23 protein-coding genes and 1 pseudogene are annotated in these 26,562 nt (G+C 52.4%); 10 read left to right on the top strand and 14 right to left on the bottom strand.

Going from position 1 to position 26,562, the window contains the following annotated elements; genetic code table 11:
* Nucleotides 1–64 precede the first annotated feature (64 nt).
* The 4 genes from pepQ to IE054_RS05490 all read left to right on the top strand — a co-directional run bounded on the left by pepQ (nucleotide 65) and on the right by IE054_RS05490 (nucleotide 3,938).
* Entirely contained in the window at nucleotides 65–1,384 is a 1,320-nt protein-coding gene (gene pepQ, locus IE054_RS05475) for a Xaa-Pro dipeptidase (RefSeq protein ID WP_189404149.1), read from the top strand.
* Between the two features lie 3 nt (nucleotides 1,385–1,387).
* The gene (locus IE054_RS05480; protein ID WP_373293834.1) at nucleotides 1,388–2,119 is read left to right on the top strand and encodes a ZIP family metal transporter; all 732 of its coding nucleotides are present in this window, start codon (nucleotides 1,388–1,390) and stop codon (nucleotides 2,117–2,119) included.
* A gap of 202 nt (nucleotides 2,120–2,321) precedes the next feature.
* Nucleotides 2,322–2,915: a paraquat-inducible protein A gene (locus tag IE054_RS05485; protein WP_189404151.1), complete on the top strand. Its 594-nt coding sequence runs from the start codon at nucleotides 2,322–2,324 to the stop codon at nucleotides 2,913–2,915.
* Between the two features lie 48 nt (nucleotides 2,916–2,963).
* Nucleotides 2,964–3,938, top strand: coding sequence for an MlaD family protein (locus IE054_RS05490; RefSeq protein ID WP_189404153.1), 975 nt, complete (start codon nucleotides 2,964–2,966; stop codon nucleotides 3,936–3,938).
* A gap of 35 nt (nucleotides 3,939–3,973) precedes the next feature.
* On the opposite strand, the gene IE054_RS05495 is transcribed toward IE054_RS05490, so the two are convergent.
* Both IE054_RS05495 and ispB read right to left on the bottom strand, forming a co-directional pair.
* Nucleotides 3,974–6,019 carry a S9 family peptidase gene (locus tag IE054_RS05495; RefSeq protein ID WP_189404155.1) on the bottom strand — a complete coding sequence of 682 codons (2,046 nt, stop codon included), beginning with the start codon at nucleotides 6,017–6,019 and terminating at the stop codon, nucleotides 3,974–3,976.
* A gap of 245 nt (nucleotides 6,020–6,264) precedes the next feature.
* The gene (gene ispB, locus IE054_RS05500; protein ID WP_189404756.1) at nucleotides 6,265–7,239 is read right to left on the bottom strand and encodes an octaprenyl diphosphate synthase; all 975 of its coding nucleotides are present in this window, start codon (nucleotides 7,237–7,239) and stop codon (nucleotides 6,265–6,267) included.
* Nucleotides 7,240–7,710: 471 nt separating this feature from the next.
* On the opposite strand from ispB, the gene rplU reads away from it, so the two are divergent.
* The 3 genes from rplU to cgtA all read left to right on the top strand — a co-directional run bounded on the left by rplU (nucleotide 7,711) and on the right by cgtA (nucleotide 9,848).
* Nucleotides 7,711–8,022 (top strand): 50S ribosomal protein L21, encoded by a 312-nt coding sequence (gene rplU / locus IE054_RS05505; protein ID WP_189404157.1) that lies wholly within the window; start codon nucleotides 7,711–7,713, stop codon nucleotides 8,020–8,022.
* Nucleotides 8,023–8,037: 15 nt separating this feature from the next.
* Entirely contained in the window at nucleotides 8,038–8,292 is a 255-nt protein-coding gene (rpmA, locus tag IE054_RS05510; protein ID WP_189404159.1) for a 50S ribosomal protein L27, read from the top strand.
* Nucleotides 8,293–8,690: 398 nt separating this feature from the next.
* Nucleotides 8,691–9,848, top strand: coding sequence for an Obg family GTPase CgtA (gene cgtA, locus IE054_RS05515; protein ID WP_189404161.1), 1,158 nt, complete (start codon nucleotides 8,691–8,693; stop codon nucleotides 9,846–9,848).
* 108 nt (nucleotides 9,849–9,956) lie between these two features.
* Here the strand turns inward: cgtA and IE054_RS05520 are convergent.
* Nucleotides 9,957–10,648 (bottom strand): annotated as a pseudogene (locus tag IE054_RS05520) (haloacid dehalogenase type II).
* A 390-nt stretch (nucleotides 10,649–11,038) separates the two neighbouring features.
* Here IE054_RS05520 and folA point away from each other — a divergent pair.
* Nucleotides 11,039–11,539 (top strand): type 3 dihydrofolate reductase, encoded by a 501-nt coding sequence (gene folA / locus IE054_RS05525; RefSeq protein WP_373293835.1) that lies wholly within the window; start codon nucleotides 11,039–11,041, stop codon nucleotides 11,537–11,539.
* 27 nt (nucleotides 11,540–11,566) lie between these two features.
* Here the strand turns inward: folA and rpoS are convergent, their stop codons facing one another.
* The 10 genes from rpoS to IE054_RS05575 all read right to left on the bottom strand — a co-directional run bounded on the left by rpoS (nucleotide 11,567) and on the right by IE054_RS05575 (nucleotide 19,970).
* Nucleotides 11,567–12,562, bottom strand: coding sequence for an RNA polymerase sigma factor RpoS (rpoS, locus tag IE054_RS05530; protein WP_189404163.1), 996 nt, complete (start codon nucleotides 12,560–12,562; stop codon nucleotides 11,567–11,569).
* Nucleotides 12,563–12,628: 66 nt separating this feature from the next.
* A complete protein-coding gene (locus tag IE054_RS05535; protein ID WP_229805015.1) occupies nucleotides 12,629–13,507 on the bottom strand; it encodes a peptidoglycan DD-metalloendopeptidase family protein in 879 nt (292 codons plus the stop codon).
* A gap of 6 nt (nucleotides 13,508–13,513) precedes the next feature.
* Entirely contained in the window at nucleotides 13,514–14,092 is a 579-nt protein-coding gene (locus tag IE054_RS05540; RefSeq protein WP_189404165.1) for a YqaA family protein, read from the bottom strand.
* Nucleotides 14,089–14,724 (bottom strand): protein-L-isoaspartate(D-aspartate) O-methyltransferase, encoded by a 636-nt coding sequence (locus IE054_RS05545; RefSeq protein WP_189404167.1) that lies wholly within the window; start codon nucleotides 14,722–14,724, stop codon nucleotides 14,089–14,091. The genes IE054_RS05540 and IE054_RS05545 overlap by 4 nt, the downstream gene beginning before the upstream one ends.
* A gap of 42 nt (nucleotides 14,725–14,766) precedes the next feature.
* The gene (surE, locus tag IE054_RS05550) at nucleotides 14,767–15,510 is read right to left on the bottom strand and encodes a 5'/3'-nucleotidase SurE (RefSeq protein WP_189404169.1); all 744 of its coding nucleotides are present in this window, start codon (nucleotides 15,508–15,510) and stop codon (nucleotides 14,767–14,769) included.
* A gap of 10 nt (nucleotides 15,511–15,520) precedes the next feature.
* Nucleotides 15,521–16,594: a tRNA pseudouridine(13) synthase TruD gene (gene truD, locus IE054_RS05555; protein ID WP_189404170.1), complete on the bottom strand. Its 1,074-nt coding sequence runs from the start codon at nucleotides 16,592–16,594 to the stop codon at nucleotides 15,521–15,523.
* Nucleotides 16,591–17,064 (bottom strand): 2-C-methyl-D-erythritol 2,4-cyclodiphosphate synthase, encoded by a 474-nt coding sequence (ispF, locus tag IE054_RS05560; protein ID WP_189404172.1) that lies wholly within the window; start codon nucleotides 17,062–17,064, stop codon nucleotides 16,591–16,593. Before ispF ends, truD begins: the two co-directional genes overlap by 4 nt.
* Nucleotides 17,055–17,768 (bottom strand): 2-C-methyl-D-erythritol 4-phosphate cytidylyltransferase, encoded by a 714-nt coding sequence (gene ispD, locus IE054_RS05565; RefSeq protein WP_189404174.1) that lies wholly within the window; start codon nucleotides 17,766–17,768, stop codon nucleotides 17,055–17,057. The genes ispF and ispD overlap by 10 nt, the downstream gene beginning before the upstream one ends.
* A gap of 2 nt (nucleotides 17,769–17,770) precedes the next feature.
* Nucleotides 17,771–18,097, bottom strand: coding sequence for a cell division protein FtsB (ftsB, locus tag IE054_RS05570; RefSeq protein ID WP_189404176.1), 327 nt, complete (start codon nucleotides 18,095–18,097; stop codon nucleotides 17,771–17,773).
* 160 nt (nucleotides 18,098–18,257) lie between these two features.
* The gene (locus tag IE054_RS05575; protein ID WP_189404178.1) at nucleotides 18,258–19,970 is read right to left on the bottom strand and encodes a TIGR03545 family protein; all 1,713 of its coding nucleotides are present in this window, start codon (nucleotides 19,968–19,970) and stop codon (nucleotides 18,258–18,260) included.
* Nucleotides 19,971–20,353: 383 nt separating this feature from the next.
* Here IE054_RS05575 and putA point away from each other — a divergent pair, with 383 nt between their 5' ends.
* Nucleotides 20,354–24,154 carry a bifunctional proline dehydrogenase/L-glutamate gamma-semialdehyde dehydrogenase PutA gene (gene putA, locus IE054_RS05580; protein ID WP_189404180.1) on the top strand — a complete coding sequence of 1,267 codons (3,801 nt, stop codon included), beginning with the start codon at nucleotides 20,354–20,356 and terminating at the stop codon, nucleotides 24,152–24,154.
* A 92-nt stretch (nucleotides 24,155–24,246) separates the two neighbouring features.
* Here the strand turns inward: putA and IE054_RS05585 are convergent, their stop codons facing one another.
* The gene (locus tag IE054_RS05585; RefSeq protein WP_189404182.1) at nucleotides 24,247–24,843 is read right to left on the bottom strand and encodes a TIGR04211 family SH3 domain-containing protein; all 597 of its coding nucleotides are present in this window, start codon (nucleotides 24,841–24,843) and stop codon (nucleotides 24,247–24,249) included.
* Between the two features lie 176 nt (nucleotides 24,844–25,019).
* On the opposite strand from IE054_RS05585, the gene IE054_RS05590 reads away from it, so the two are divergent.
* Nucleotides 25,020–26,525 (top strand): CYTH domain-containing protein, encoded by a 1,506-nt coding sequence (locus IE054_RS05590; RefSeq protein WP_189404184.1) that lies wholly within the window; start codon nucleotides 25,020–25,022, stop codon nucleotides 26,523–26,525.
* The last annotated feature ends 37 nt before the right edge of the window (nucleotides 26,526–26,562 follow it).

Raw genomic sequence — 26,562 nt, forward strand, 5'->3', positions numbered from 1 at the left:
GAATATGCTAGACTGGCGCCATCGTGAGCTGGCCGCATGGCCCTAACCAATGTGAAGAGGTTTTATGTCACACCATCAGGAAACTTATCAGGCGCATATCGAGGTGCTGCAGAAACGCACTAAAGAAGCGTTGCAACGTGAAGGACTCGACGGACTGGTCATCCATTCCGGTCAGGGAAAGCGGCTTTTTCTGGATGACAATCATTATCCATTTAAGGTAAACCCCCAGTTCAAAGCATGGTTGCCGGTGGTTGATAACCCTAACTGCTGGCTGGTGGTAAACGGCGAAGACAAGCCCAAACTTATTTTCTACCGTCCGGTCGACTTCTGGCACAAGGTGCCGCCAGAGCCAAACGATTTCTGGACCGACAGCTTTGACATCGTGCTGCTGAAGCAGCCGGATGCGGTGGAAAAGCACCTGCCGTACGACAAAAAGGGTTTTGCCTATATTGGTGAATACATTGAAGTGGCCAGGGCCCTGGGGTTTGAGAATGTAAACCCTGATCGCGTGCTGCACTATCTGCATTTTCACCGCGCCTATAAAACCGATTATGAGCTGGACTGTATGCGCGGCGCGAATAAAATCGCGGTTTCCGGGCACAAAGCAGCCCATCAGGCATTTTTAGACGGCAAGAGTGAGTTTGATATTAATCTGGCCTATGCGCAGGCGACCCGCCACGGCGATAACGACGTGCCCTATACCGGCATCGTCGCGCTCAATGAACATGCCTCCATTTTGCACTATATGCACTGCGATACTCAGGCGCCGAAAACGTCACGGTCATTTCTGATTGATGCCGGCGCTACCTACCATGGCTATGCCGCCGATATTACCCGTACCTACAGCCGTGAGGACAATGCGTTTCGTGATTTGATCCAGGCCGTCGACAAGGTCACGCTGACGCTGGTTGATTCACTGAAGCCCAATGTCGCCTATACCGACATTCACCTGCTGGCCCATGACGGGATTGCGCAAATTCTGAGTGATGTTGGTATTGTTAATTTAAGCGCGCCGGAGATTGTTGAACAGGGTATCACCCGCACCTTCTTCCCGCACGGTATCGGTCATTTCCTTGGGCTTCAGGTTCACGATGTTGGTGGGCAGATGAACGACGACCGGGGTACGCCGAAACCGTCACCAGAGGACCATCCGTTTTTGCGCTGTACGCGTGTGGTCGAGCCGAATCAGGTATTCACCATTGAACCCGGCCTGTACTTTATTGACAGCCTGCTGGCTGACTTAAAAGCCACACCGGCGTCGAAATATATTAACTGGGACAAGGTTGATCAGTTCCGTCCGTTTGGTGGCATACGCATTGAAGATGACATCATTGTGCACCGTGAACGCAACGAAAACATGACCCGCGAGCTGGATCTGGACTAACCAATGACGACTGCCGTGGCCGGCAATGAGCTTACCATTCTGCTGATTGTTGCTACGGCAGCCGGTCTGGCGATGCCGGCTGGTGCGTTATTGTCGCGCATCCGGGGCTTTCAGACGCAATGGCGAGAGCAGGAACTGCGACACGGCATTATGGCGCTGGGTGCGGGCGCACTTATCTCTGCGGTGGCTCTGGTGCTGGTGCCCGAAGGGGTAAAAGAAGTCTCAGTGCTGGCCGCGTGTCTGTGTTTCGTAGGCGGTGCGCTGGCGTTTATGGGCCTAGACATTTATCTGGCACGTAAAAAGACCTCCGGCAGCCAGCTGGCGGCCATGCTTACTGACTTTGTGCCTGAATCGCTGGCGCTGGGCACCACCGCAGCGCTGGGCGGTGGCACGCTGCTACTGGGCGTATTGATCAGCATTCAGAATCTGCCCGAAGGCTTTAACGCTTACCGCGAAATGACCCGCACCAACAAGCAGCGCCGTAACCGTATTTTGTTGCTGTTTATTCTAATGGCGCTGCTGGGTCCGCTGGCCAGTCTGGTGGGCTACTTTTACCTGTCGGATTATCCCCACTTGATAGGGGGGATCATGCTGTTTGCCGCCGGCGGCATTCTGTATTCAGTATTGCAGGATGTGGCACCGCAAATTCGCATGGAAAATCACTGGTTACCGCCGCTCGGCGGTATTCTTGGCTTTTTGGTCGGCTTACTGGGGTACATGCTGGAACGCGGCTGACGCTGCGCCTGTCCCGGCCTGCCATTCGCGGCAACAATCAACACCACTGCTCCATTTTCCAAACTGATGCGTAGCAAGAACTATGAATTAATTCAGCTTGTTAGGGATAGGTCTGCCAAGCGGGCAGAGCGGCCGCATCTTCCCTGGTAACAGACTGGCGAAACGTATCCTTGTGTGCGCAAACAGCAAAAGGAAAAGGCGTATGGACGTTATTTGCACGCGCTGTGGCGCTCAGCAAACGTACGAGGCTCCGCAAGAGGGGCAGTCTTTGCTGTGTGCTCGCTGCGAGCACCCTATTGTCAAAGCCACACAGCGCAACAACCGGCCCGCACTAATGCTTACTCTGGCTGCGATGATCCTGTATTTCCCGGCCAACTTCTATCCTATTCTGACCATGACTTATTTAGGCCGCAGTACTGAGAACACCATACTCAGCGGTGTGATGACCTTGTACAGCGACGGAATGTGGGGGCTGGCACTGCTGGTGTTTTTTGTCAGTATTGTGGTGCCGCTGGTAAAAATTGTTGCGCTACTGTACCTGCTGCTGATCGCACAACATGTGAAGTTATTGAGCAAAAAGCATCAGGTTGCCCTGTTGCACTATGTCGATAAACTTGGCCCCTGGTCGATGCTTGATGTCTTTCTTGTGGCCATCCTGGTCGCTCTGGTCAAGCTGCAGGACCTGGCACGGGTAGAGCCGGGGCCCGGCATTGTTGCCTTCGCCGGCGTGGTGATCACCACCTTAATTGCATCGCAAATCTTCGACAGCCGCTTGCTGTGGAAGCAAAACAAGTAATGCCCAGCCGAATGGCCCAGCAGAATGTAGTAATACGGGGAACTGACTATGAATGAGTACGGCCACGATTCAGATAACAGCGGGACGCAGAAACGCCGGCGTTACAAACGCAAGGCGAAGGTCTCTGAGGGTGCCGGACGTCACTGGGTCTGGCTCATTCCGGTTTTTGCCATCGCGCTGACCAGCTTTATTGTGTGGCGTAACCTGCCGCCGGAAGGTGAGCAAATTATTATCTCCATCACTGATGCCGACGGTATTAAGAAAGGCCAGACCCGGCTGCGGTACAAAGGTATGGACGTGGGGGATGTCGAGTCGATGACGTTTAACAGTGAGCTCAGTCAGGTTGATGTGACCCTGCACGTAAACAAAGAAATGATGCCGCTGATGCGAGACAATACGCAGTTCTGGGTGGTACGGCCGGAATTCAGCACCAGCGGTGTCAGTGGTATCGCCACCATTGTTTCCGGCCCCTATATCACCTTTAAACCCGGTGAGGGCGATGCGCAGCGAAAGTTTCAGGCACTCGACAGACCGCCCATTCTCAAACGCGACGGTACACGGGTTGAGATCGTCAGTGGCCAGCTCCACAATATTGCGCCCGGTGACAGTATTTACTACAAAGAAGTGCCGGTGGGCAAAGTGTATGCCTATCAGTTACAAAGCGAAAAGGTCATCCTGTATGGACAAATCCATGCGCCATACGACAAGCTGCTGCGCACCAACAGCGTGTTCTGGGAGCAAAGCGGTGTAGAGATGGACGTAGGCCTGACGGGCGTTTCGGTGTCTTCAAACCCAATTGTGAGTCTGTTGAACGGCGGCCTTAGTTTTGCCACCCCCGCAGAATTTGGTAAGCGCGCATCACCTGGAGCGCGCTTTAGCCTTGCGCAGGATCCCGACGAAGAGTGGAAGAACTGGACACCGGCAATTGACCTGCCTGAGCGCATTATCGATCAGGAAGGAGAGAGCCATGGGAGTAAAGATCTGGTGTCTTCTACCGCGAAAAGTGCGGTATCAGGAAAGTAAAGCAAGGAGGCGGGCAGTCGCCCACCTCCTCTGTACTACATCGAGGCCTGTATTTTTTCGCTGATTTCAGGCAGGTAATCCAGCCCGTGCACAATGTCGATGCTCGACCCTTCAAAGTCATCACCGACCGGCTGCACCCGTCCGCCCAGACAGTTGCCCAGGAACGATTCGGCAACGGCAAAAAATGACAGGTTATTTTCCGGTTTCTGAAAGCCATGGCCTTCATCCGGATACAGCACATACGACACCGGGATGTCCCGCGCTTTCATGGCCTCAACAATCTGATCAGACTCGGCCTGCTTGACCCTGGGGTCATTGGCGCCCTGAGCGATAAGCAGCGGCCTTTGTATTTTATCGACGTGGGTAATGGGTGAGCGCTCCTTCATCAGCGCCAGACCTTCCTCGGTTTCCGGATTGCCGATGGCGTTATAAAATACCTGACGGAAGCTCTCCCAGTACGGCGGAATCGACTCCAGCAGCGTAACCAGGTTGGATGGCCCGACAATATCCACCCCGCAACTGAATGCTTTCGGCGTAAACGTCAGCCCGACCAGCGTTGCGTAGCCGCCATAACTGCCACCCATAATGGCGACCTCATCGGCCGTGGTAATGCCTTGCTCCACCGCCCAGTTTTTGGCATCGATAATGTCGTTATGTATCGCCCGTGCCCATTCTTTGTTACCGGCATTGACGAAATCTTTACCAAAGCCAGTGGAAGAGCGGTAATTCACCTGCAATACCGAATACCCACGGTTCGTCAGCCACTGGGCAGTAGAGTTAAAGCCATAGCTGTCGCGCGCCCACGGCCCGCCATGTACCAGCATTACCAGTGGTGACGTGGTACTTGGGTCGCCGTCCTGATCCGGATCAGCCTCCAGCGGGATAGACAAATAGCTGACCAGTTCCAGTCCATCCCTGGAAGGGATCACAACGCCCTGCATTTTGGTCATTTTAAGGTTATTGATTTCTGGCTGGGTGACGAACAGTTTATCCAGTTCGCCGGTGTCAGTATTAAACACTTTGTACACCGGTGAACTGTCGCTGTCATCGGTGTAGACCGTCCAGAACTGATTGTCCAGCGATTGTGCCAGCACCTGCGAGCCACCCGATAACTGCGCGTTAAATTCTTTTATCACTGGTGCGTAGTCATCATCAGTGGCGTACCAGACCGGCCGGATATGATCGAGCGCGTACGCAAACGGTTCGTGGGTCAGAGGGTTGACCAGTACATTTGAAATGTCGACCTTTTCGCTGCTGGCAATGACCGTTGGCGTGTCTTCACCCAGCATCAGATGCACCAGCGCAGCTTTGTCACGGTTGCGGCTGTCCAGCATGTACACGCCTTCGTTAGCTTCATCGAAACCGACAATATTGGTGGTCAGCATGTCCTGTGCGGGAATATTGAACCACGTTTGCCAGCCATCGGCTGTTTTTTGCAGAATGTCACCAGAGCCGTCAGGCTGTGTTTTCATGGCCAGGCGTACGTTTAAGTCGTTATCGATAAAGAACTGACCATAGCCAGGGTTTTCTGCCAGCAGGGTGCGTTCACCGTCTGACAGGCTTACTTTGTACACGTCGTGCCAGCGCGGATCACGGTCATTCATGCCCACCACCACCACACCGGGATGCTGCTCACTCTGGCCAATCATGTTGGCTTGCACGCCTTCGAAAGGTGACAGGTCAAGGGTCTCACCGCTTTGCAGATCGACACTGTAAAGGTGCCAGTTTTCATCACCGTTTTGATCCTGCGTATACAGGACATGCTGGCTGTCCAGTGCCCAGAAGTGGCTTGGAATACCGCGGCCGGTATCATTGGTGATAGGGCTGGCGCTGTTAAAGTCGCCACGCTCACCGACCCACAGGTTCATGACGCCGTCCACCGGCGCCCGAAAACTCATTTTTGTGGCATCCGGGCTCAGCCGGCCCTGGTAGCGCCGCGGATTGCCAAACAGCACATCTCTGGGGATCAGCGGTGGGGGAGAAACCGTTTCAGCGGTGGGGCCGGGGGCGGTATTTGTAGTACAACCGGCGAGTGCACCGGCCATAGCTAATGCGACAATCGCAGTACGTAGGTAATTCATATTGTTCCCTTTATATATTCCGGTCAGGCAGGGTCCAATACGACATGAGCAGAACTCTTTGTCCCTGAATTTGCTGCAAAATAAATATAGCACATGCACAGTCTTTGCAATTTTATTTTCACTGCGCCCACAATGGCGTATGCGCAGGTCTGCGCGCCCGGTTGATGGCGCAGGTTAGCGGTGTGAATAGCGTCGCTGCCCTGAGAGTGACGGGACAGGGCAGGGGCTAACGCAGTGTGTGTGCGCTAGCTGGTGCGCTCAACTGAGAGGTGTGCCAGCGCAATAAGTGCCTGTTTGAAAGGCGAATCCGGGATAGGATCAAGGCTGTTAATGGCCATGGTCACTTCTTCTTCAGCCCGTGCGCGGGTGTAATCCAGTGCCCCGGTGTCATGCATGATAGTCTGAATTCTGGTCAGGTGTTGCAGGCCGTTTGCATTTTCTATGGCATCGCGTATCAATACAGTGTCTTCACGTTGCTGTGCGTTCCACATGGCGTACAGCAGTGGCAGCGTGGGCTTGCCTTCGGCCAGATCATCACCGGCATTCTTGCCCATTTCATCGCTGTCCGACACATAGTCGATAATGTCATCGGCCAGTTGGAACGCCGTCCCTAAGTGCTTGCCATAGTCCTGCATCGCACGTTCTATGGGTTCGGGTTGATCGGTGAGTACTGCAGAGAGTTGCGTGGCCGCTTCAAAGAGACGCGCGGTCTTGCCATAAATCACATCGAAATAGCGCTGTTCGTTGGTATCCGGGTCGTTACAGTTCATCAGCTGTAACACTTCCCCTTCTGCAATCTGATTAGTGGCTTCAGACAGAATTTCCATCACACGCATGCGTTTCAGGCTTACCATCATCTGAAAAGAGCGGGTATACAGAAAGTCGCCGACCAGTACGGAGGCCTGGTTGCCAAAAATAGCATTGGCCGTTTCACGGCCTCGACGCAACGTGGACTCATCCACTACATCATCATGTAACAGTGTGGCTGTGTGAATAAATTCGATAATGGCGGCCAGAGTATGGTGGTCATCATTGTCAATGTCCATGGCGCGGGCGGCCAGAACCGTCAGAAGCGGGCGTAAACGCTTGCCGCCACTGTTAACGATATAAAAGCCAAGCTGATTGATCAGGGCTACGTCTGAATCGACCTGATCCTGGATCAGTGTATTAACAGCTTGCATATCATCGCGGGTAAGGGCCCGGATTTCGTCAAGATCCATTGGCATGTGTGACTCTTTACTCTCTGTGTCCGACACGGTACTGGGGCCGATTGTACCTGAATGCGCGGTACTATCCACCTGCTTGTCGGCAAAAAGCTTCACCTCACCGTGTTTGACCGTTTTCCTGCAGCAAAGGGCACAGATAGTGCGTGATACGGATGCGATATATGGCTCCGGTTCCCGTGGGATCGTGCGGCGATCGCAGCCGTGATCGCGGGCCTGAAGAGGCAGCAATTGTCAGCATCCGCCAAAAGATGCGCCGAGTAAAAAAACGTTTTTCAACAGCAAGTTGGCAGGCCGCCCGCAAACAGATTAGCCATCGGAAATAACGATCTGAACGCAAAATTGGTCCGTGTTGGAAAAATAGTCAATTTTTATCGGAATCGCTCTTGTGATTTTCAAACGGTTCACGTACAATTCGCGCCCTGTTTTTTGAATTAAAGCGTAATGACACGCAGAGCGGAGTTAACTATGTACGCGGTTTTCCAAAGTGGCGGTAAACAACACCGTGTGGCCGAAGGCCAAACCGTTCGTCTTGAAAAAATCGAAGTCGCACCAGGCGAGTCGGTTGAATTTGACAAAGTTTTAATGGTAAGCAACGGCGATGATGTAAAAATCGGTACGCCAGTTGTTGCTGGTGGTAAAGTGACTGCTGAAGTTGTTACACACGGTCGTGGCGATAAAGTAAATATCGTTAAGTTCCGTCGTCGTAAGCATTCACGTAAACAAATGGGTCATCGTCAGTGGTTCACTGAAGTGAAGATCACTGGTATCAGCGCATAAGAGGAGCGATTACACATGGCACACAAAAAGGCTGGTGGTAGTACTAAGAACGGTCGCGATTCAGAGAGTAAACGCCTAGGTGTTAAGCGCTTTGGCGGTGAATCTGTTCTGGCCGGTAACATCATTGTCAGACAACGTGGTACACGTTTCCACGCTGGTGACAACATTGGTATTGGTAAAGACCACACACTGTTTGCTTTGAAAGACGGTAAGGTTCAGTTCGACGTGAAAGGACCTAAAAACCGTAAGTTCGTAAGCATCGTAGAATAAGCGCGTTTTGGCGCAGGCCGTACGGCTTGAAAAAACCCCGCGCAAGCGGGGTTTTTTGTATGTACCAGAAAATTTGAGGCGTTATGCCAATGCCTGGGCGGCCACAGTAGTCGACGCTGCTGCCAGGAACCCGCGAAAGAGAGAGGCTGGTTGGTTTGCTATTCGGCAAAAACCCCGCTTATGGTCGACGCGCGGTATGGACAGGGGGAGTGAATGCTGAACCCTCTGCGGCATGGATGCCGCAGCGGAGCCCCCATGGATGGGTTTACGGCGTGTTCAGCATTTGCTTCCCCTGTCCGTACCGACAGCGGCGCCATTGGCCATTGGCATAACGCTTTATAAGCTGTGAGTTGTTATACTGGTAGCTTGCAGACAGGTCACAAAGACCGGAGAGAGTAATGAAATTTGTAGATGAAGCTGAGATTCGGGTTGAAGCTGGTGACGGCGGCAACGGCGTGGTTAGCTTTAGACGTGAAAAATATATCCCAAAAGGCGGACCGGACGGCGGTGACGGTGGCGATGGAGGCTGCGTATATCTGGTCGCAGATGAAAACCTTAATACGCTGATCGACTATCGCTTTGAACGCTTTCACCGGGCCGAGCGCGGTAAAAACGGGCAGGGTAAGAACTGTGCCGGGCGTGGCGGCAATGATTTAACGCTACACGTACCGGTGGGGACGCGCGCAACCGATACCGAGACACTGGAAGTGCTGGGCGATCTGACTAAACATGGTCAGAAACTAAAGGTAGCGCAGGGTGGCTTTCATGGCCTGGGCAATGCCCGATTTAAAAGCTCCACCAACCGCACACCCCGCCAGAAATCTAATGGTACACCGGGTGAAATTCGCAACCTGCAGCTTGAGTTGATGCTGCTGGCCGACGTAGGTCTGCTGGGTATGCCGAATGCCGGAAAATCGACCTTTATCCGGTCCGTGTCAGCGGCGAAGCCGAAAGTGGCGGACTACCCGTTCACTACACTGGTACCGAATCTGGGCGTAGTACGTCAGGATTCACAGCGCAGTTTTGTGGTGGCCGACATTCCAGGCCTGATCGAAGGTGCCGCTGAAGGCGCCGGTCTTGGGATCCAGTTCTTAAAACACCTTGAGCGCTGTCGTGTGCTGCTGCATGTGATCGATCTGATGCCAATGGATCAGAGCGATCCGGCGAGCAATGCCAAAACCATTGTCGAGGAACTGGAAAAATACAGTCCGGTGCTGGCACAGAAACCACGCTGGCTGATTTTCAACAAAGTTGATTTGATGCTGGAAGAAGAGGTTGAGGAAGCCTGTCAGCGCGTCATCGACGCACTTGAGTGGCAAGGGCCAATCTATAAGATCTCTGCTTTCCAGAAAACCAATCTGGATCCACTGTGCCATGACATCATGGACTTTATTGAAACGTTGCCTGCGCCTAGTGAGCAGGAAATCGAAGAGACAGAAGTGGAATTTAAGTGGGACACCCACCATCAGAATGTCGTGAATGAAATGGACGATGATGACGACGATGACTGGGATGACGAAGATGATCACCCCAATGTGGTGTACACCAAAGAGTAATGACTAACAGGTGAAGCAGTGCTTGCTGCACAACATAAAAAGGCCGCATTGCGGCCTTTTTTATATGTGATTATGAATGTGTGCGTTAGCCGGGCTACTACCGACCGATCATGGCAACTGTTTCGCCAACGCCGGCAGATCACTGATGTTATAGTCAGGCTTAAGCGCCAGCGGATACAGCACTTTGCCCGGTCGTGATATAAAGGCAGCTTGCCATCCGGCCTGCTTGGCGCCGGCGATGTCCCAGCCGTGTGCCGCGACTAACAGCGCCTCCTGCGGCTCAACCCCCATTTTTTCTGCCGCCCAGGCATAGTGCGCAAATCGGGTTTGTACAGATTGATATCCTCAACACTTAGTCGCTCATCAAAAAACGACAGCAGCCCGGCATTCTCGAATTGCGTATAGACACCTTTATTGGACGAGTTTGTCAGACTGACTAAGGTATAGCCTTTGTCTTTCAATAGTTTCAAACCTTCACGGACATCAGGGTGCGGAGGAAGGCTGCGAAGCGGGGTGACGATTGCCTGTTTTGCCTGCTCCCGAGTTAACGGAATACCTTCTACTTCGGCGACCATCATAAGTGATGCGACCCCAATTTCCCCAAACGTATGGAAACGCTGCGTCGTTGAGTCGACAAGGGAGTGATGCAGCATTTTAGAAAACCACAAAGGCAGAAGCTCGGTTCGTCCGTCCAGTGCCTCACCGACGGAATCACGCATGGTAGTCAGATCGAGCAAGGTCTCATTAACATCAAAAAAAATGACCTTGGGTTTATCGGCCTCCTGGTCGGTTTGAGCCATAGTCGAGAGTGAAACAAAAAAGAGGGTAAAGAAAAGCAATAGTAGTTTCATGGGTATCCTGTACGCAGTATTGGGATAGACGTCATCGCATATCGATGCTGAATAAAACGCAGCTATTACAACAGACAGCGGTATCGAAAGACAATAAAGGTCTGGCTGCTTTGTCGCAAAATCTGTACGTATGCCGCTGCCAGATGATCAGGTAACTCCGGCATAAAGTGTTTTCTTACTGACCTGTAAAACAGACGACTTTTTACATATAATTTTGGGCCGGAGCAGCACAGTCACCGGGTGCCGGGCGATGACAAACGGGATCTCGTCAGTAGTGAATCCCTGATGTCTGTTGGCGTGATGTTGGAAAGAACAAATAACAGGTATAAGGATAGCGCGATGCGAATTGCGATGATTGCCGCCATGGCAGACAACCGGGTGATTGGTAAAGATAATCAGATGCCCTGGCATCTGCCCGCAGATTTGCGGCATTTCAAGAGCGTAACACTGGGTAAGCCGGTGATCATGGGTCGCAAGACTTACGAGTCCATTGGTAAGGCCCTGCCTGGTCGTACAAACATCGTTATTTCAGGTCGTGAGAATTATACATTGGGTGACGCCTTGGTGGTTGCCTCGCCTGACGCCGCGCTTGAAGTGGCAAAAGAACATAGCGAAGAAGACAGCGAAATCATGGTAATTGGCGGCGGTGCCATTTACGAGGCATTTCTGCCGCATGCAGCAACGTTATACCTGACCTTTATCGACGCGGATATACAGGGCGATACCCGCTTTCCTGACTACACCCGCGTAGCAGACTGGGTTGAATCCAGCAGTGAGACCCACCCACCTGATGAAAGCAATACTTACAGTTACCGCTTTGTTACCTTGGCCCGAACCTGAACCAGACTGACATCCTGTCAGCCGTGTTTATTCAGCAATCTGGTTAAACAGGTTTTCCAGTGTGAGTCCCTGATGACCCAGCATATCCCGCAGACGGCGTAGCGCTTCTACCTGGATCTGACGCACCCGCTCGCGGGTCAGGCCAATCTCTGCGCCCACATCTTCCAGTGTCGATGGCTCATAGCCCATCAGACCGAAACGTCTTGCCAGTACTTCCCGCTGCTTTGCATTAAGCTCCTGCAGCCACTTTATAATATTGGTTTTTATGTCGGAGTCCTGCAGGTTCTCTTCCGGGCCGAACTCTTTTTCGTCGGCAAGAATATCAAGCAGGGCTTTGTCATTGTCACCACCAATAGGTGTATCAACAGAGCTAATCCGTTCGTTTAAACGCAGCATTTTTGTGACTTCTTCCACCGGCCGGTCCAGTGCTGATGCGATTTCTTCCGCGGTGGGTTCATGATCGAGCTTTTGCGAAAGCTCTCTGGCTGCGCGCAAATAAACATTCAGCTCTTTCACTACATGAATCGGGAGGCGGATGGTGCGGGTCTGATTCATGATTGCCCGCTCAATTGTCTGACGGATCCACCAGGTGGCATAGGTTGAAAAACGGAAGCCACGCTCGGGGTCAAATTTCTCTACCGCCCGAATAAGACCAAGATTACCTTCTTCAATCAGATCCAACAGGGCCAGTCCACGGTTGTTATACCGCCGGGCAATTTTCACTACCAGTCTGAGGTTACTGACAATCATACGTTTGCGGGATGCGTCGCAGCCTTTTAATGCGCGTCGTGCAAAGTATACTTCTTCTTCTGCGGTTAACAGGGGGGAATAGCCAATTTCGCCTAGGTACAGCTGAGTGGCGTCGAGATTTTTGGGGAGCTCTTCCTGACTGAGTACGATATCATCACTATCGTGTTCCAGATCGTTTATTGCGCCTTCCTTTACATCTTCAGAAATTTCAACAGCGACATCGCCGCTATTCTGAGCTTTTGGTTCGATCACAGCGTTTTTAGTTTGACCCACAACGGTATCTCCTAATTAATGGTTACCTGATTCGAAGTCTCCTTTGTTTTTTCTTATTGTTTATTGTTATGGTTTTGAGCCTGGCAGATACCGAAGCGGGTCTAATGACTTACCACGGTATCTCACTTCAAAATGAAGCTTTACCGAATCTGTACCGCTATTCCCCATGGTGGCAATCCGTTCGCCTGCTGACACCCATTGTTGTTCTTTGACATTAATCGTGTCGTTGTGGGCGTAAGCACTTAAAAAGGTGTCGGTATGTTTGATTATAATTAAGTTACCGTACCCTCTGAGCGCATCACCAGCGTAGACGACCTTGCCGTCTGCAGCCGCCGACACGTCACTGCCTCTGGCGGCGCGGATATCAATGCCTTTATTGCCTGAATCCGCCTGGCTAAATGTTCCAACCAGTTTCCCTTTTGCTGGCCATACCCACTGTGTAACACGTGCAGGAAAACCTTTATTATTGTTGTTCGACGTTCCGGCTGATGCCCTGGACGAACGTTTAACCGACTGGTTGTTAACATCTTTTTCACTTTCACCATACGCCTGGTCTGATGAAGGGTCAACGGAATTCTTTTGCTTTGTTTTCGTGGTCGTACCACTTCTTTTTGGTGAAGGTTTGGCCTGACTTATGCTCGAATTTTGTACAGCCCTGGGTGCCGACACTCTTAATGTCTGCCCAGGATAGATGTTGTAAGGGGGAGAAAGCTGATTGTAACGGGCCAGATCCCGGTAGTCATTGCCGGTGTACCAGGCGATGCCAAACAATGTGTCGCCTTTTTGTACCTGATACGTATCTTTGGTGTATCCCGTATCTTCATCTGGCTGACTGTCCAGCAGAACCAGCGGCGCAGGGGTTGAGCGCGAACTGCAACCGTTCACTGACAAGAGTATGGTGACAAAAACCAGACAACAGGTAAGGTCGCTCAGCGAATATCGCAAGGCCTGTTACCTGAGCAATACATAAGCGATTATGGCAAGCAGTACCACTGCCCAGCCAAGCCATTCAACATACTGACGGAGCCTGGCTTCCATAGCACTGCCACCCAAACGCATGAGGCCGGCCACCAGAAAAAAGCGCGCGCCGCGTCCGACCGCAGATGCCAGCAGGAAGGGCAGAAATGCCATCTGTAAGAAACCCGCACTGATGGTAAATACCTTATACGGAATAGGGGAAAAGCCAGCTAAAAACACCACCCACACACCATATTCGTTAAACCAGTACATGGCCTGATCGAGTTTTCCGCTGTAACCGGCAGACTCAATGACAGGGGCCAGCCACGCATCAAAGGCGAAATAGCCCAGCAGATAGCCTGCAACGCCGCCTATGACCGACGCCAGCGTGGTCAGTAACGCGAAATACCAGGCCCGCTCCGGACGCGATAACGACATGGGGGCCAGCATCACATCCGGCGGAATAGGAAAAAACACTGACTCGGCAAAACTCAGCCCGCCCAGATAGCGGCTGGCATGCGGATGCCGCGACCAGCGCAAAGCCATGTCGTAGCACGGACCAAATATTTTCACTGCAACTCTCCGGCGACCAGTGGCACAAAGCGTACCGACTCAACAGTCTGAGTTTTCAGTTCACCGTCTTCGTGATCAACGCACAACAGCGACTGCTGCTCATTCCCAACCGGGATAATCAGTCGCCCGCCGTCTTTTAACTGTGCGCACAGATCCTCGGGCAGTGAACTGGCTGCTGCCGTCACAATAATTGCGTCATACGGCCCTTTCGACGGCCAGCCCTTCCAGCCATCACCATGCTTCATGGCAATATTGTGCAGATCCAGGCGGTTCATGCGGCGTTTGGCCTGAAATTGCAAAGACTTGATCCGCTCCACAGAAAAAACCTGATCAAACAACTGCGCCAGAATGGCGGTTTGGTAGCCCGAGCCGGTGCCGATTTCCAACACGGTTTTGGGGGCATTACCTGCGCCCAGCAACAGCTCGGTCATCTTTGCCACAATGTACGGCTGGGAAATGGTCTGGCCCTGTCCGATAGGCAGGGCCGTATTCTGGTACGCTTTGTGTTTTAGCGTATCGGGAAGAAATGTTTCACGAGGCGTTGCCGCAATGGCGTTAAGTACCCGTTGATCGCGGATCCCTTCCTGATACAACAACTCCGCCAGCGCGTCCCCTCTTCTTATTGTTCTCATTGTTTTTGTTATAGTTCCTTGTTGGCAACAATAATGGGTTAATTATTTGCTCAGCCAGTCTTTCATGTCGTCCAGACTTTGATAGGCGGTCATGTCCACACTCAGAGGTGTCACTGAACAGTAGCCCTGAGCAATGGCGTGAAAGTCAGTGCCCTCACCGGCATCCTGTTCTGCACCGGCCGGTCCGTACCAGTAAATGGTCCGGCCAAAGGCATCTTCAGCGCGCACCATGCCTTCCGCCCGGTGACGGCGCCCCTGCCGGGTAATTTTAATGCCTTTTAACGCCGCATAGGGCACATCCGGCACATTAACGTTCAGGATTTGGTTCGGCGGTAACGGATGGGTTTCCAGTTTTCGAACAATTTCATCCACCACTTTGGCCGCGGTCTCAAAATGCTGACCATCCCGGCTTACCAGCGATACCGCAATGGCGGGAAGCCCCATATACCGGCCCTCAGTAGCGGCCGCCACCGTACCGGAGTAAATCACGTCATCACCCAGATTGGCGCCATGATTGATGCCCGATACGACCAGCTGTGGGTCGTCCTCTAAAAACTTGTTCACCCCCAGGTGCACGCAGTCTGAAGGGGTGCCGTTAACCGAATAAAAGCCATTGTCCATGGCCTGAATACGCAGTGGCTGATGCAATGACAGCGCATTACTGGCACCGCTGCAGTTTCTGTCCGGAGCGATAACCGTGACATCATTATTCTGCGCCACTGTCTGATGGAGAATACCCAGACCTTTGGCAAACACGCCATCGTCATTACTCATAAGTATTTTCATGCCATCTCCGTTAAATGCTGTTGGTGGGTGCGATAGTTTCTATGCACTCGCGTAATACCGACGTTGCGAAGCAGCCACTGGGCAGAAAAAACGATACGGTTAATGTATCACCCTTCAAAAGCCATTCAAGTTGCTGAGGCCAGATTTTTATCGGCCGCCGTTCATGCTCAAAGCCACTTTGCTCGAGAAACGTCGTGACGGCCTCACTCTGGCCAAGTACCGTCTGCTCAAGCATCTGTGCTTCTGCTTCAACAATGTTACCACCCTTACCCCACAGTGGTGCACTTGGGCATACATCTTTTTCTTTGTAACGCGCCTGCACCTCTGTGGTGTCGCCCTGATGCACAAAGTAAGATTTTGACCCGGACAGGGTAAGCGCATCGCCATTCATAACCTGATGGTAAGCGCCGGCTTCGAGCCGGTGTGAAATGACCTCGTTGAACAGCCAGCTGCGCAGTGCTGACAGTGCCATCGAACGCTTATTGCGATGGCGAATGGTTTCCCCGTCAATCATTCGCTGAGCAAGCGCCAGATTACCGCCGCGCTTTACTTCGCCCTGTTCATTAATCCGCATTACGCCAAAGCGTTGCTCGCCGTAGTAGTTGGGCACGCCCTCACTGGCAATGGTGGCAAGGCGGGCTTCAATCGCTTCCGGATTGCTGACCTGACGCAAGGTGATAGTGAAATGATTACCTTGTAACTGGCCGGTACGCAGCTTTTTATTGTGGCGGGTTTGTGACAGCACCTTTACGCCCTCAAGCGCAAAGTCTGAAAAGTCGATATCAGGCGCCCCCGGGGTATGAATTCCAAACCACTGCCGGGTTACGGCATATTTGTCTTTACGTCCGGCGTAACTGATCTGTCGCAGTGGCAGCTTGCAGAATTTAGCCAGCTGCTCGGCCACAAACGCAGTGTTGATGTTGGTTTTTTCAATGTAGATGAACTGGTGCTCACCGTCGCCGGTTGGGCTGTAGCCAAGTTCTTCAGTAACCTGGAAATCATCGGCCTGGAATTTAAACAGGCCAGTGGAGACCGGGCGGCCGTACTGATACGCCCAGTGTTCGGTTTCAAGCGCTACACTCATAAATTATCCATTAGCACCACGGCCTGTGCAGCAATGCCTTCTTTGCGCCCGGTAAAGCCCAGTTTTTCACTGGTGGTGGCTTTTACATTAATGGCATCGGCGGCGCACTGGCAATCCTGGGCAATGCGTTCACGCATGGTTTTTATGTGCGGTGCCATTTTTGGGGCCTGAGCGATAACGGTCATATCGGCATTCACTACCCGGTAACCGTGATCCGTCGCCAGAGCCATGACATGGCGCAGTAGCTCGCGACTGTTTTTTCCGGCATAGGTATTGTCCGTATCGGGAAAATGCTGGCCGATATCACCTAGTGCAAGTGCGCCCAAAATGGCATCGCACAGGGCATGTAAAAGTACGTCGCCGTCTGAGTGGGCAACCAGGCCCTGCTCGTAGTCTATCTTTACACCGCCAACGGTAATGGGGCCATTACCACCAAACGCGTGTACGTCAAAACCCTGTCCTATTCGCATACTGTGTCCTGTTGATTAAGATAAAACGCGGCCAGCGGCATGTCGGCCGGACGTGTAATTTTTATGTTGGCCGGATTACTGTCGATGAGGGCGACCCGATACCCTGCCCATTCTATGGCAGAAGCCTCGTCAGTAATTCGGATGTTGGCATTCAGCGCTTCTCTGAGGCTGTTTTTTAGCAGTGAGGCCGGAAAAAGCTGCGGGGTTAAGGCATGCCATAAGTCTTCCCGACATTCTGTGTGGGCAACGTGCAATGGCAGCGAGCCTGCCTGCGCCCGTTTCATAGTATCGCGTACCGGGGTTGCCAGTATTCCGCCTTTCACATCTGGCCACTGGACAACCTCAAGCAGGCTGTCAATATCCATATGGGTGACACAGGGGCGGGCTGCATCGTGCACCAGTGCCCATTCATCATCGTCTACGTACTGAAGAGCGTTGAACACACTGTCGGCACGTTCTGTGCCGCCCTCCACCCGGATAAGCCAGTCACTGTGTGCCAGCGGCAAGGTATCAAAGTAAGGATCATTACGACTTACTGCAACGATCACCCGGGCAATACGCGGGTGCGTTGCCAGTGCGCTAAGCGTGTGTTCAAGCACAGTTTTGTTGCCAAGTTTCAGATATTGCTTAGGGCGATCAGCCTGCATTCTGCTGCCAATACCAGCAGCCGGCACCACGGCCACAATCGTTGGTGAGTCACTCATGATTAATTCGATTCTGCGGGGAGGATGCGATAAAACGTCTCGCCTTCTTTGATTAAACCTAATTCATTACGGGCACGCTCTTCGATAGCGTCCAGGCCAATGGTTAGATCACTGATATCGGCTTTTATAAGTGCATTGCGTTGCTGAAGGTTGGCATTCTGCATCGACTGTTTGTGCACTTCCTGTACCCGGCTGAAGTAATCGGGAATGCTGTTCTTACCAAGCCACAAACGATACTGAAGCAGCGCCAGTAACAGCACAAGTAGCAGGGGCAGCCATTTATCCTGCCATAGCGAGCGCCAATTGGATTGCTGTACTGTCTGCCACACGGCGTCACCTGATCCTGTTTTACCGGTAAAAGCAAATGCCCGGCGTACCGTTAATGGTCACCGGACATTACACATGTGTCCTCATTATGCCGTGATAGTGGGCGCTTGCAAAGGTTGGCGATAACGAATACGTCTGCCACCGCCTGGCGATGGCAACATTTCATTCCTCCTGACCAAACTTTCCTTTCAGTTTGTCCAGCAATTCCTCTTTCTTGTCATCAACGAGACTGGATAATTTCGTTTCCAGCAGGCTGCTTAACGTGTCACTGTCGCCCTGCGCTGCAGATAACATGGTATTTACAGACACCAGTTGTTCCTGTGATGCAGACTGTTGTTCGTCCACCATGGCATTCAGACGCTGATTTATCGCATCCAGCTTATCCTGCTGCGAGGCGGTCAGTTGAGAAACCGCAGCGCGGGCCAGCTGATTATCGAGATCCGACTTAACTGAAAAATCAGGGTCGTCCAGGGTGCCGTCAAATAACATCGACATAGACAGGCTGTCGAGAGACTTAAGTGCCTGTGCGATTGACGCAGCCACGCCGCCGTCACCGGACGCCTGCATCACCAGCGAACGCAAATCGATATTACCCGTCCCACTTAACTTGTTTTTATCCACCGCCAGCTCGCCGGTGGTATTCATCAGCGCCTGTTCCAGCATGGCATTAAGTTTGTCAGAGTTGCTCAGCGCGATGTTGGCCAGGTTGACGCCCGCTAATTGCCAGGTCTGGCTGGCGTCGACACCCTGCTCACCAATAAAAAACTGGCCGCTGGAGGTGAAGTCTTTAAGAACATTGCCGGCCGCGCTGATAGAAAATGTTGTGGGCTTACCGATCAGCGGATGGGTGTTGGTGATGTTTTCAAACGCGCTGGTAATGGTTTCTTGCTGCCAGCGAACCGAAATATCCGCTTTTTTCACTAAAATCGACGGCAGCTCTGTGGCAGGCTCCTGTGGTTTTTCCTCGCCTTGTACCAGAGGCAATACAACCTGCAGTGCAGAGGTCAGGTATTGCGTATATTCTGCGGCTTTGTCGCCAAACACAAACTGTGTCACCTGCGCCATTGCGGCCTCATCGCCGGCAATAATACCTTTAAACAGCGCATAGTCCTCTTGCGGCGCCTTTTTAAGGGCGTCTACGCTGTCAGCCAGTGCTTTTTTTGCCGACGTTGCCTTTTCCGTAAATTGCGAAATTTTTTCGCGGTCACGACTTATCTCCTGTTTAAGCGCACTCAGAGATTCCTTCGCTTTCAGCAGTGCCTGCGGATTTTTGTAGTCGGTCGCTTTTAGCTGCTCAATCTCAGCCTTGTAGTAGTCAAGACGCTCCTCATCCGGCAACTGCTGGTAGTCTTCTTTCAGTGCACCGGCATAGTTGTCGTAGGTTTGACGGGCATTTTCAACCGCGGCCGTGGTTTTCAGCGGATTGCGCTCAAGCAGTTCATCTACGCTGGGAATATCGTCTTTTGCCTTTTGCTTAAGTTCGTCAAAGGTCAGCGATTTCGTAGGCGTGCGGTATACCTCGCCAGGGCTTGCGCGCTGAGTATCAAACTGCACGTCAAGCAGCGATAGTTGGTCAACCACAACCCGGTCTGAGAGCAGTGGCATCAGTGCAACGTCGGCAGAGGCCCTACCAACGAATACCTGGTTATGAGTAGGCCGGGTCGGGTTGGTCAGGCCAATACCCTGCATCGTCACCGATGTCGGATACAGGCTGTGATCCAGACTGTCTATACTGACCTCGGCGCCGTAGGCCTCGCCAAGTTTTGCTTCAGCAATCTGTTTGATGATCATATTGGCAAACAGGAAGTAACCAATGATTAAAAGGGCAAGTATGCCCAGTACATAATAACGACGACGAATTCCCGAACGACTCATAACTGACTCCTTGTGAGGCGATGCACCCAGCGGTAATAGTACTACTTACTACTATCTGACAAGCGGCCTTTGCGATCAATGCAATTTGGTATTGGTTTGCTGCCATACTGAAGTGGACGATGGCAAGTGCCACAAATGGCCGTGAAATACTGATTTTAGACGAAAAAAAGCCCCGCAGTGGAATTGGCCTGCGATGAAGCTGTGCTAGTATCCGGTGAATTGTGGTGAATTCGTGATCTGTACGCCACCCTGACCGGGTACTAGTAGCAGAAGTTGTGGTTAGCAGCGCGTGAAGTAAGGCTAAAGACGAACCCACCACGTAAGACGCTGTTGTCGACAACGGTTCGACATTTTTCTCGGTTTTCTAAATAGTAAGGGTTGCAATGCTCACTAACGAAGATTTGTATACAACGACGCCCCTGCGACAACGTATTCGGGATCATTACCGCATTGATGAATCGGTAGCGGTGGATCAGATTCTGCCGATAGCGGAAGTTAATCCTCGGGCACGCAGTCGTGCATGGGAGCGGGCACGGAAGATGGTGCTTAAAATTCGGCGCGACCAGGAAGGTCATGGTGGTGTCGACGCGCTGCTTCATGAATATTCATTGTCGACCGCCGAAGGGGTGGTACTGATGTGTCTGGCCGAAGCCCTGCTCAGGGTGCCGGATGAAGAAACGCAGGATGAGCTGATCCGCGATAAACTGTCCAAAGGTCAGTGGACGCCTCACCTGGGTAACTCAGAGTCATTGTTTGTGAACGCATCAGCCTGGGGGCTTCTGCTAACCGGGAATATGGTTAATTATGCGGATAAACGAAAATCAGAACAGTTCGGCCTGTTGAAGAAAACTTTAGGACGGCTGGGTGAACCGGTTATTCGCCGCTCCATGAACATCGCCATGCGGGTTATGGGTCGCCAGTTTGTGATGGGCGAGACCATCGAAGCGGCCGTTGACCGGGCCAAAGACAAAGAAAAGAAAGGGTATGTCTATTCTTACGATATGCTTGGTGAAGCCGCACGTACGATGGACGATGCCGACCGTTACTACGATTCCTATGTAAAAGCACTGAAGGTCATCGGTAAAAAAGCGGCCGGACGCGGACCTAAAAAGTCGCCGGGTATTTCGGTGAAACTGTCTGCGATTCACCCGCGTTTTGAATTCCTTAAGCGTGAACGCGCAATGGAAGAGATCCCGCCACGGCTCAAAGAGCTGTGCATGATGGCCAAAGAATACAACATCAAACTGACCGTGGATGCTGAAGAGGCAGACCGTCTGGAACTGTCACTGGACATTATTGAACAGGTCTTCAGTGATGACGATCTGGGTGACTGGGAAGGCTTTGGTGTGGCCGTACAGGCGTACCAGAAACGTGCCATCCATGTAATTGAATACCTGCGTGAATTAACCGTACGGGTCGGGCGTACCATGATGGTGCGGCTGGTTAAAGGCGCTTACTGGGATACAGAAATTAAGGCTACACAACAACTGGGTGTTGAAGAATTCCCGGTGTTCACACGCAAGTCGTCAACAGATGTGTCGTTCCATGCCTGCGCTAACCGTCTGCTGGATTACCGCGATACCATCTACCCACAGTTTGCCACGCACAATGCCTATACCGCGTCAGTCATTATTGAACTGGCTGGCGATGATAAAGACGGCTTCGAATTCCAGTGTCTGCATGGCATGGGGGATACCCTCTACGATCAGGTGGTTAGCGAAGATAAAATTCAGTGCCGGGTGTATGCACCGGTAGGCGAGCACGAAGATTTGCTGGCCTATCTGGTTCGCCGTCTGCTGGAGAACGGGGCGAACTCGTCGTTCGTTAACGCCATTGTTGACGACAGTAAGCCGGTTGAATCTCTGCTGGAAGATCCGGTAGAGAAGACGCAACGCTTAAGTACCCGCTATAACAAACTGATCAAGCGCCCCAGAGAGCTTTATGCGCCAGAGCGTGATAACTCCAAGGGCCTGGATTTGACCGATGTCAACGCCGTGAATGCGCTTCAGCACGAGCTGGCACGCTGGAAAACGCATTACCGGGTAGATAAGGAAGACCTGCCGGAAGGGGCGACGCCGGTGCTCAGCCCTGAAAATCATGACGATATTGTGGGCTACCACATGTACGCCGACCAGGACGATATGAGAAAGGCGCTGGATAAAGCCGACAGTGGCTTTGACGCCTGGTCGAAGAAACCGGTAGAAGATCGTGCTCTGATCCTGGAACGCACGGCAGATGCCCTTGAGCGCCATATGTCTGAACTGATTGCCATCTGCGTCCGCGAGGCGGGCAAAGTGGCGCAGGACAGTATTGATGAGGTGCGAGAAGCGGTTGATTTTTGTCGCTACTACGCCGCACGGGGTAAAGAACTGGCCGAGGACGAGCGTCTGTTACCGCGTGGGGTGGTACTGTGTATCAGTCCCTGGAACTTCCCGCTGGCAATTTTCACCGGCCAGGTGGCGGCCGCGCTGGTCACCGGTAACACAGTGATTGCCAAGCCTGCAGAGCAAACCAGCATCATTGCTAAACGTTGCATTGAAATTATGCATTCGGTTGGCCTGCCAGAAGATGCGCTGCAACTGCTGATTTGCCCGGGCAAAGGGGTTGGAGAAACCCTGCTGCCGGACGAGCGCGTCAAGGCGGTCATGTTTACCGGCTCTACGCAGACTGGCACGCTGATTTCACAAACACTTGCCAACCGTGGTGGCGAACAGGTACCGCTGATTGCTGAAACCGGCGGGCAGAACTGTATGATCGTCGACTCTACCGCGCTGCCTGAGCAGGTGGTGGATGATATTGTGCATTCAGGCTTCCAGAGTACCGGTCAGCGTTGCTCGGCGTTGCGGGTACTGTTCGTACAGGACAACATTGCCGATAAGCTGACGAAGATGCTGATTGGGGCAATGAAAGAGCTGAAAGTGGGCGATCCTGCGTTTCTGAATACTGATATTGGCCCGGTCATTGATGAAAAAGCGCTGAAGAGCCTCAAAGATCACGAAAAGTACATGGAAGACCATGGCAAATTGCTGTATCAGAACGAGCTCCCCGATGGTGCTGACAACGGGACGTTCTATCCACCGACACTGTACGAGATTGAAAATATCGACGTACTGGAGCAGGAAACCTTCGGCCCGGTCATTCACGTGGTGAGATACAAAGGCGGTGAGCTGGACAACGTGATTGAGCAAATCAATGGCACGGGCTACGGCCTGACCATGGGTGTGCACTCGCGCATTGAAGAGCGCACCCATGAGCTGGCAGCGAAGAGCCGGTCAGGGAACGTGTATATCAACCGCAATATGATTGGCGCGATCGTCGGTGTGCAGCCCTTCGGCGGACGTGGTCTGTCAGGAACGGGACCAAAAGCCGGTGGGCCAAACTATCTGCCGCGGCTGATGGTGGAGCGTGCTACGCCCAAGCCCACCATCATTGATGACGTGGATGCTACCGATAAGGCGTTGGTGGGTGATGATAAAGCCACCGAAGAAGCGACCACAATGATGGAAACGGCCACCAGTGTTGAAGCCAAGTGGCGCCATACAGCACTGAACGACCGGTTATCAGCGGTACGTCAGTTGCTGGCAAAACTGGCTAAGGTGGATATTGTTGAAGAGCTGGCGGACGATTTGAACCGCACTCTGGCTACTGCCAGACAACAGCTGACTAACATTGAAACCAGGCTGGCCAAGCCGAAGCAACTACCCGGACCGACCGGTGAGTCAAATACGCTGTATCTTGAGCCGCGTGGCGTTCTGGTGTGTTTCGCCGATAAACACGTGAGCTTCGAATACTGGACCATGTCGATTGTCACTGCACTGGCAACCGGTAACGTTGTCGTGTCGGTGGTCTCTGAAGAGTTTTACGAAGAGGCGAAGGAGTTTAAGTCACAGTTTGACGCGACAGCACCGGAAGGTGTGTTCCAGGTTGCGAAACTGAAGCACTTCGATACCCTGCTGATGGATGAGCGTCTGGCGGGTGTGGTTGTTGACTCCAGCACCACGCGGACCGCACGTATTGCCGCGATGCTGTCAGAACGTGAAGCAGGGGGTATTCTGCCGGTTATTACCACAGAATACACCGATAAACTCATTCAGCGAATGATCACGGAGAAGACCATTAGTATCGATACAACGGCGACAGGCGGGAATACCTCGCTAATGACGCTGGTAGAAGACGACGACTAACGGCGTCGGGTTTGATACAAAAAAGGCGTGACCGGTGTCACGCCTTTTTTTTGTTTATGAGTTAGTGGTGCCTGCGAGTGTACGCCTGCGGATTACATCCACTGATTATCGCGTTTACGTTTTTTGGGCAGATAGGCAATGATAATACCGAGCAAAATGCCGGCACCCGCGACCATGCCACCACGTGTAAACCAGGTGACCAGTTCATCCTGATCGGCCCGTTCCACTTGTGTCGTAAGTTTGCTGACCTTGCGATCTTTTTCTTCTACGGCTGTTGAAAGCTCTGCAATTTGCTGACGGCTGTCATTCAGTTGCTGTCGCAACCGGGCACTTTCGCTTTCGGCCTCAGCCAGCGCTGACTGACTGTCAGCCAGTTGCTGACTCAGTCGCGGCAATTGCTTTGCGACGGGCAGGGTGTCACTAACATAGCGTGATTCGACCCAGCCAGTACGCTCGTCTTCGTCAGTAATTTGCGTAAACTCACCGTCACGCTCTAACACTTCAATGGCAGTACCCGCGTTAATAGAGCCCAGGATCCGGTACTCCCTGCTTGGGCCGGTATGCATAAACACAAACAAATCGTCGCGAATGTAGTGATCGGCTGTTACTGCGTCGTCACCGCTGTCCAGCTGAGCGAAAAGAGGAAGGCTGAAAGCAAAGAGTGTCAGGGCGAGCCAGGATCGAATCATAAGAAACCCACTTCATTGAAAAAATCATTCCGATGGTAGGGCTTGCGCCCTTTAATGGCAAGCCTCTGATGCGCTTTAAAAATCAAATCAGGTATAAACAGCGCTACGGATCGCGTTGCTAAAAGTCAGCGGGAATTATAAGGTAACGCCCATGTGAAACGGGCCTCAATGAGATCATGGCAGAAATAGAATTAAAGTTCGTCACCGGCCAGAATGTTCGCCAGGCGTTTAATGACAAGGTATTACCTGCACTGCGTGAGCAGGGGATTGAAGTGGATGCCGGGCGGGAAATGCAATTGCGCAATGATTACTACGATACGCCCGACCATGATTTTCAGAAGCATAAAATTGGTTTTCGTGTGCGCGGCAATAACGGTCAGTTTGAGCAGACACTGAAAACCAACGGCAAAGTCAGTGGTGGTCTGCATCACCGCGCTGAATTTAATGTGCCGCTGACGGAGCCTAGTCCTGACTTGTCGCTGTTTGACAGTGACGTGTGGCCGGAGGAGCTGAATCCGTCACAGCTTAGTGGTCAGCTCGAGCAGCAGTTCAGTACGCACTTTACGCGTACTGCCTTCGATGCATCCTTAAATGGCAGCCGTGTCGAAATTGTTCTGGATGAGGGAATTGCATCTACGGATAAAGCCTCATCGCCGATTCATGAGATTGAGCTGGAACTGCTGGAGGGAGAGGTCAGTGCCCTGTATACACTGGCAGATATTATCAATGCAAAGCTTGATGTGCGGCTCAGTGATACCTCAAAAGCTGCGCAGGGTTATGAATTGCTGCACGGACTGCCGTCGCGCATTGAGCCCTTACCCGAATTTTTGCCGTTAAAGCGTGACTGCACCACGGAAGATGCGTTCGCCGCCGCTGTGAGTATGGCGATGCGGCACTGGCAATACCATGAACATCTCTATCTGCAGGGGGGATCGGTGAAGGCACTGGGCGAAGTGGTGACGGCAATCCGCCTGTTAATGCAAAGCGTTTCGCTCTATTTACCGGTGCTACAGTGCCCGGACATGCTGACCCTGCACAAACAGCTTATTACCCATGCTCAGGCCTGGCTGTGGCAGGATGAACTGCAAAGTTTGCGCTACCTGTTATCCAAAAAAAGCCTGTTCGCAAAAATGCTGGGCCGTCATGGCGATATGCTGAGCTATCTGCAGGGCAGACGGGCTGGCCTGCTGAAAACGCATGAGCCGGATACCCTTTTTTACCAGAGTGATGCCACAGCGATAAAACTGAAGGCCTCCTATTTACTGCAAATGCGGCCGTGGCGCTCTCAGGCGCAGGGGGAGGGCATGCCGGTGATGGAACACGCCAAAGGGTGGCTGTCGCAGGGCTGGCAAACTGTACAGCAAAGTATGCCGGCCAATCGCGCGATGGGCGCGGCCAATTACTCTGCGGTGGAGGTTCTGTTGCGTCAGTCGTTATGGAATGGTTTTCTGGTTGGTGACTTGTTTCGTGAAGAACGGGGAGATTTTCGTGCGCCCTGGCTGGATTTGCTGACCGGTATCGACGAACTGAATGCATTGCTGACCCTGAAAAAAGCGCTTACCGATGCCGAGCTGGACGGCTATGCTGAACTGAAACAATGGTCGGATGAAAAAGCCGCCACACTGCTGAAAGTAATGGAACGAACACGACAGGTCGCGATGCAGCGCGAAATTTACTGGTAGCAATCATCCAGCGACACAACAGGAAAATCGTAATGCA

Source organism: Alteromonas halophila, assembly GCF_014651815.1.
GTDB classification, from domain to species: Bacteria; Pseudomonadota; Gammaproteobacteria; order Enterobacterales; family Alteromonadaceae; genus Alteromonas; species Alteromonas halophila.

Bases quoted from the DNA above. Each gene is read 5' to 3' on its own strand.
- pepQ (WP_189404149.1), top strand. From the start codon at position 65: ATGTCACACCATCAGGAAACTTATCAGGCGCATATCGAGGTGCTGCAG.
- IE054_RS05480 (WP_373293834.1), top strand. From the start codon at position 1,388: ATGACGACTGCCGTGGCCGGCAATGAGCTTACCATTCTGCTGATTGTT.
- IE054_RS05485 (WP_189404151.1), top strand. From the start codon at position 2,322: ATGGACGTTATTTGCACGCGCTGTGGCGCTCAGCAAACGTACGAGGCT.
- IE054_RS05490 (WP_189404153.1), top strand. From the start codon at position 2,964: ATGAATGAGTACGGCCACGATTCAGATAACAGCGGGACGCAGAAACGC.
- IE054_RS05495 (WP_189404155.1), bottom strand. From the start codon at position 6,019: ATGAATTACCTACGTACTGCGATTGTCGCATTAGCTATGGCCGGTGCA.
- ispB (WP_189404756.1), bottom strand. From the start codon at position 7,239: ATGGATCTTGACGAAATCCGGGCCCTTACCCGCGATGATATGCAAGCT.
- rplU (WP_189404157.1), top strand. From the start codon at position 7,711: ATGTACGCGGTTTTCCAAAGTGGCGGTAAACAACACCGTGTGGCCGAA.
- rpmA (WP_189404159.1), top strand. From the start codon at position 8,038: ATGGCACACAAAAAGGCTGGTGGTAGTACTAAGAACGGTCGCGATTCA.
- cgtA (WP_189404161.1), top strand. From the start codon at position 8,691: ATGAAATTTGTAGATGAAGCTGAGATTCGGGTTGAAGCTGGTGACGGC.
- folA (WP_373293835.1), top strand. From the start codon at position 11,039: ATGCGAATTGCGATGATTGCCGCCATGGCAGACAACCGGGTGATTGGT.
- IE054_RS05545 (WP_189404167.1), bottom strand. From the start codon at position 14,724: ATGAGAACAATAAGAAGAGGGGACGCGCTGGCGGAGTTGTTGTATCAG.
- surE (WP_189404169.1), bottom strand. From the start codon at position 15,510: ATGAAAATACTTATGAGTAATGACGATGGCGTGTTTGCCAAAGGTCTG.
- truD (WP_189404170.1), bottom strand. From the start codon at position 16,594: ATGAGTGTAGCGCTTGAAACCGAACACTGGGCGTATCAGTACGGCCGC.
- ispF (WP_189404172.1), bottom strand. From the start codon at position 17,064: ATGCGAATAGGACAGGGTTTTGACGTACACGCGTTTGGTGGTAATGGC.
- ispD (WP_189404174.1), bottom strand. From the start codon at position 17,768: ATGAGTGACTCACCAACGATTGTGGCCGTGGTGCCGGCTGCTGGTATT.
- IE054_RS05575 (WP_189404178.1), bottom strand. From the start codon at position 19,970: ATGAGTCGTTCGGGAATTCGTCGTCGTTATTATGTACTGGGCATACTT.
- putA (WP_189404180.1), top strand. From the start codon at position 20,354: ATGCTCACTAACGAAGATTTGTATACAACGACGCCCCTGCGACAACGT.
- IE054_RS05585 (WP_189404182.1), bottom strand. From the start codon at position 24,843: ATGATTCGATCCTGGCTCGCCCTGACACTCTTTGCTTTCAGCCTTCCT.
- IE054_RS05590 (WP_189404184.1), top strand. From the start codon at position 25,020: ATGGCAGAAATAGAATTAAAGTTCGTCACCGGCCAGAATGTTCGCCAG.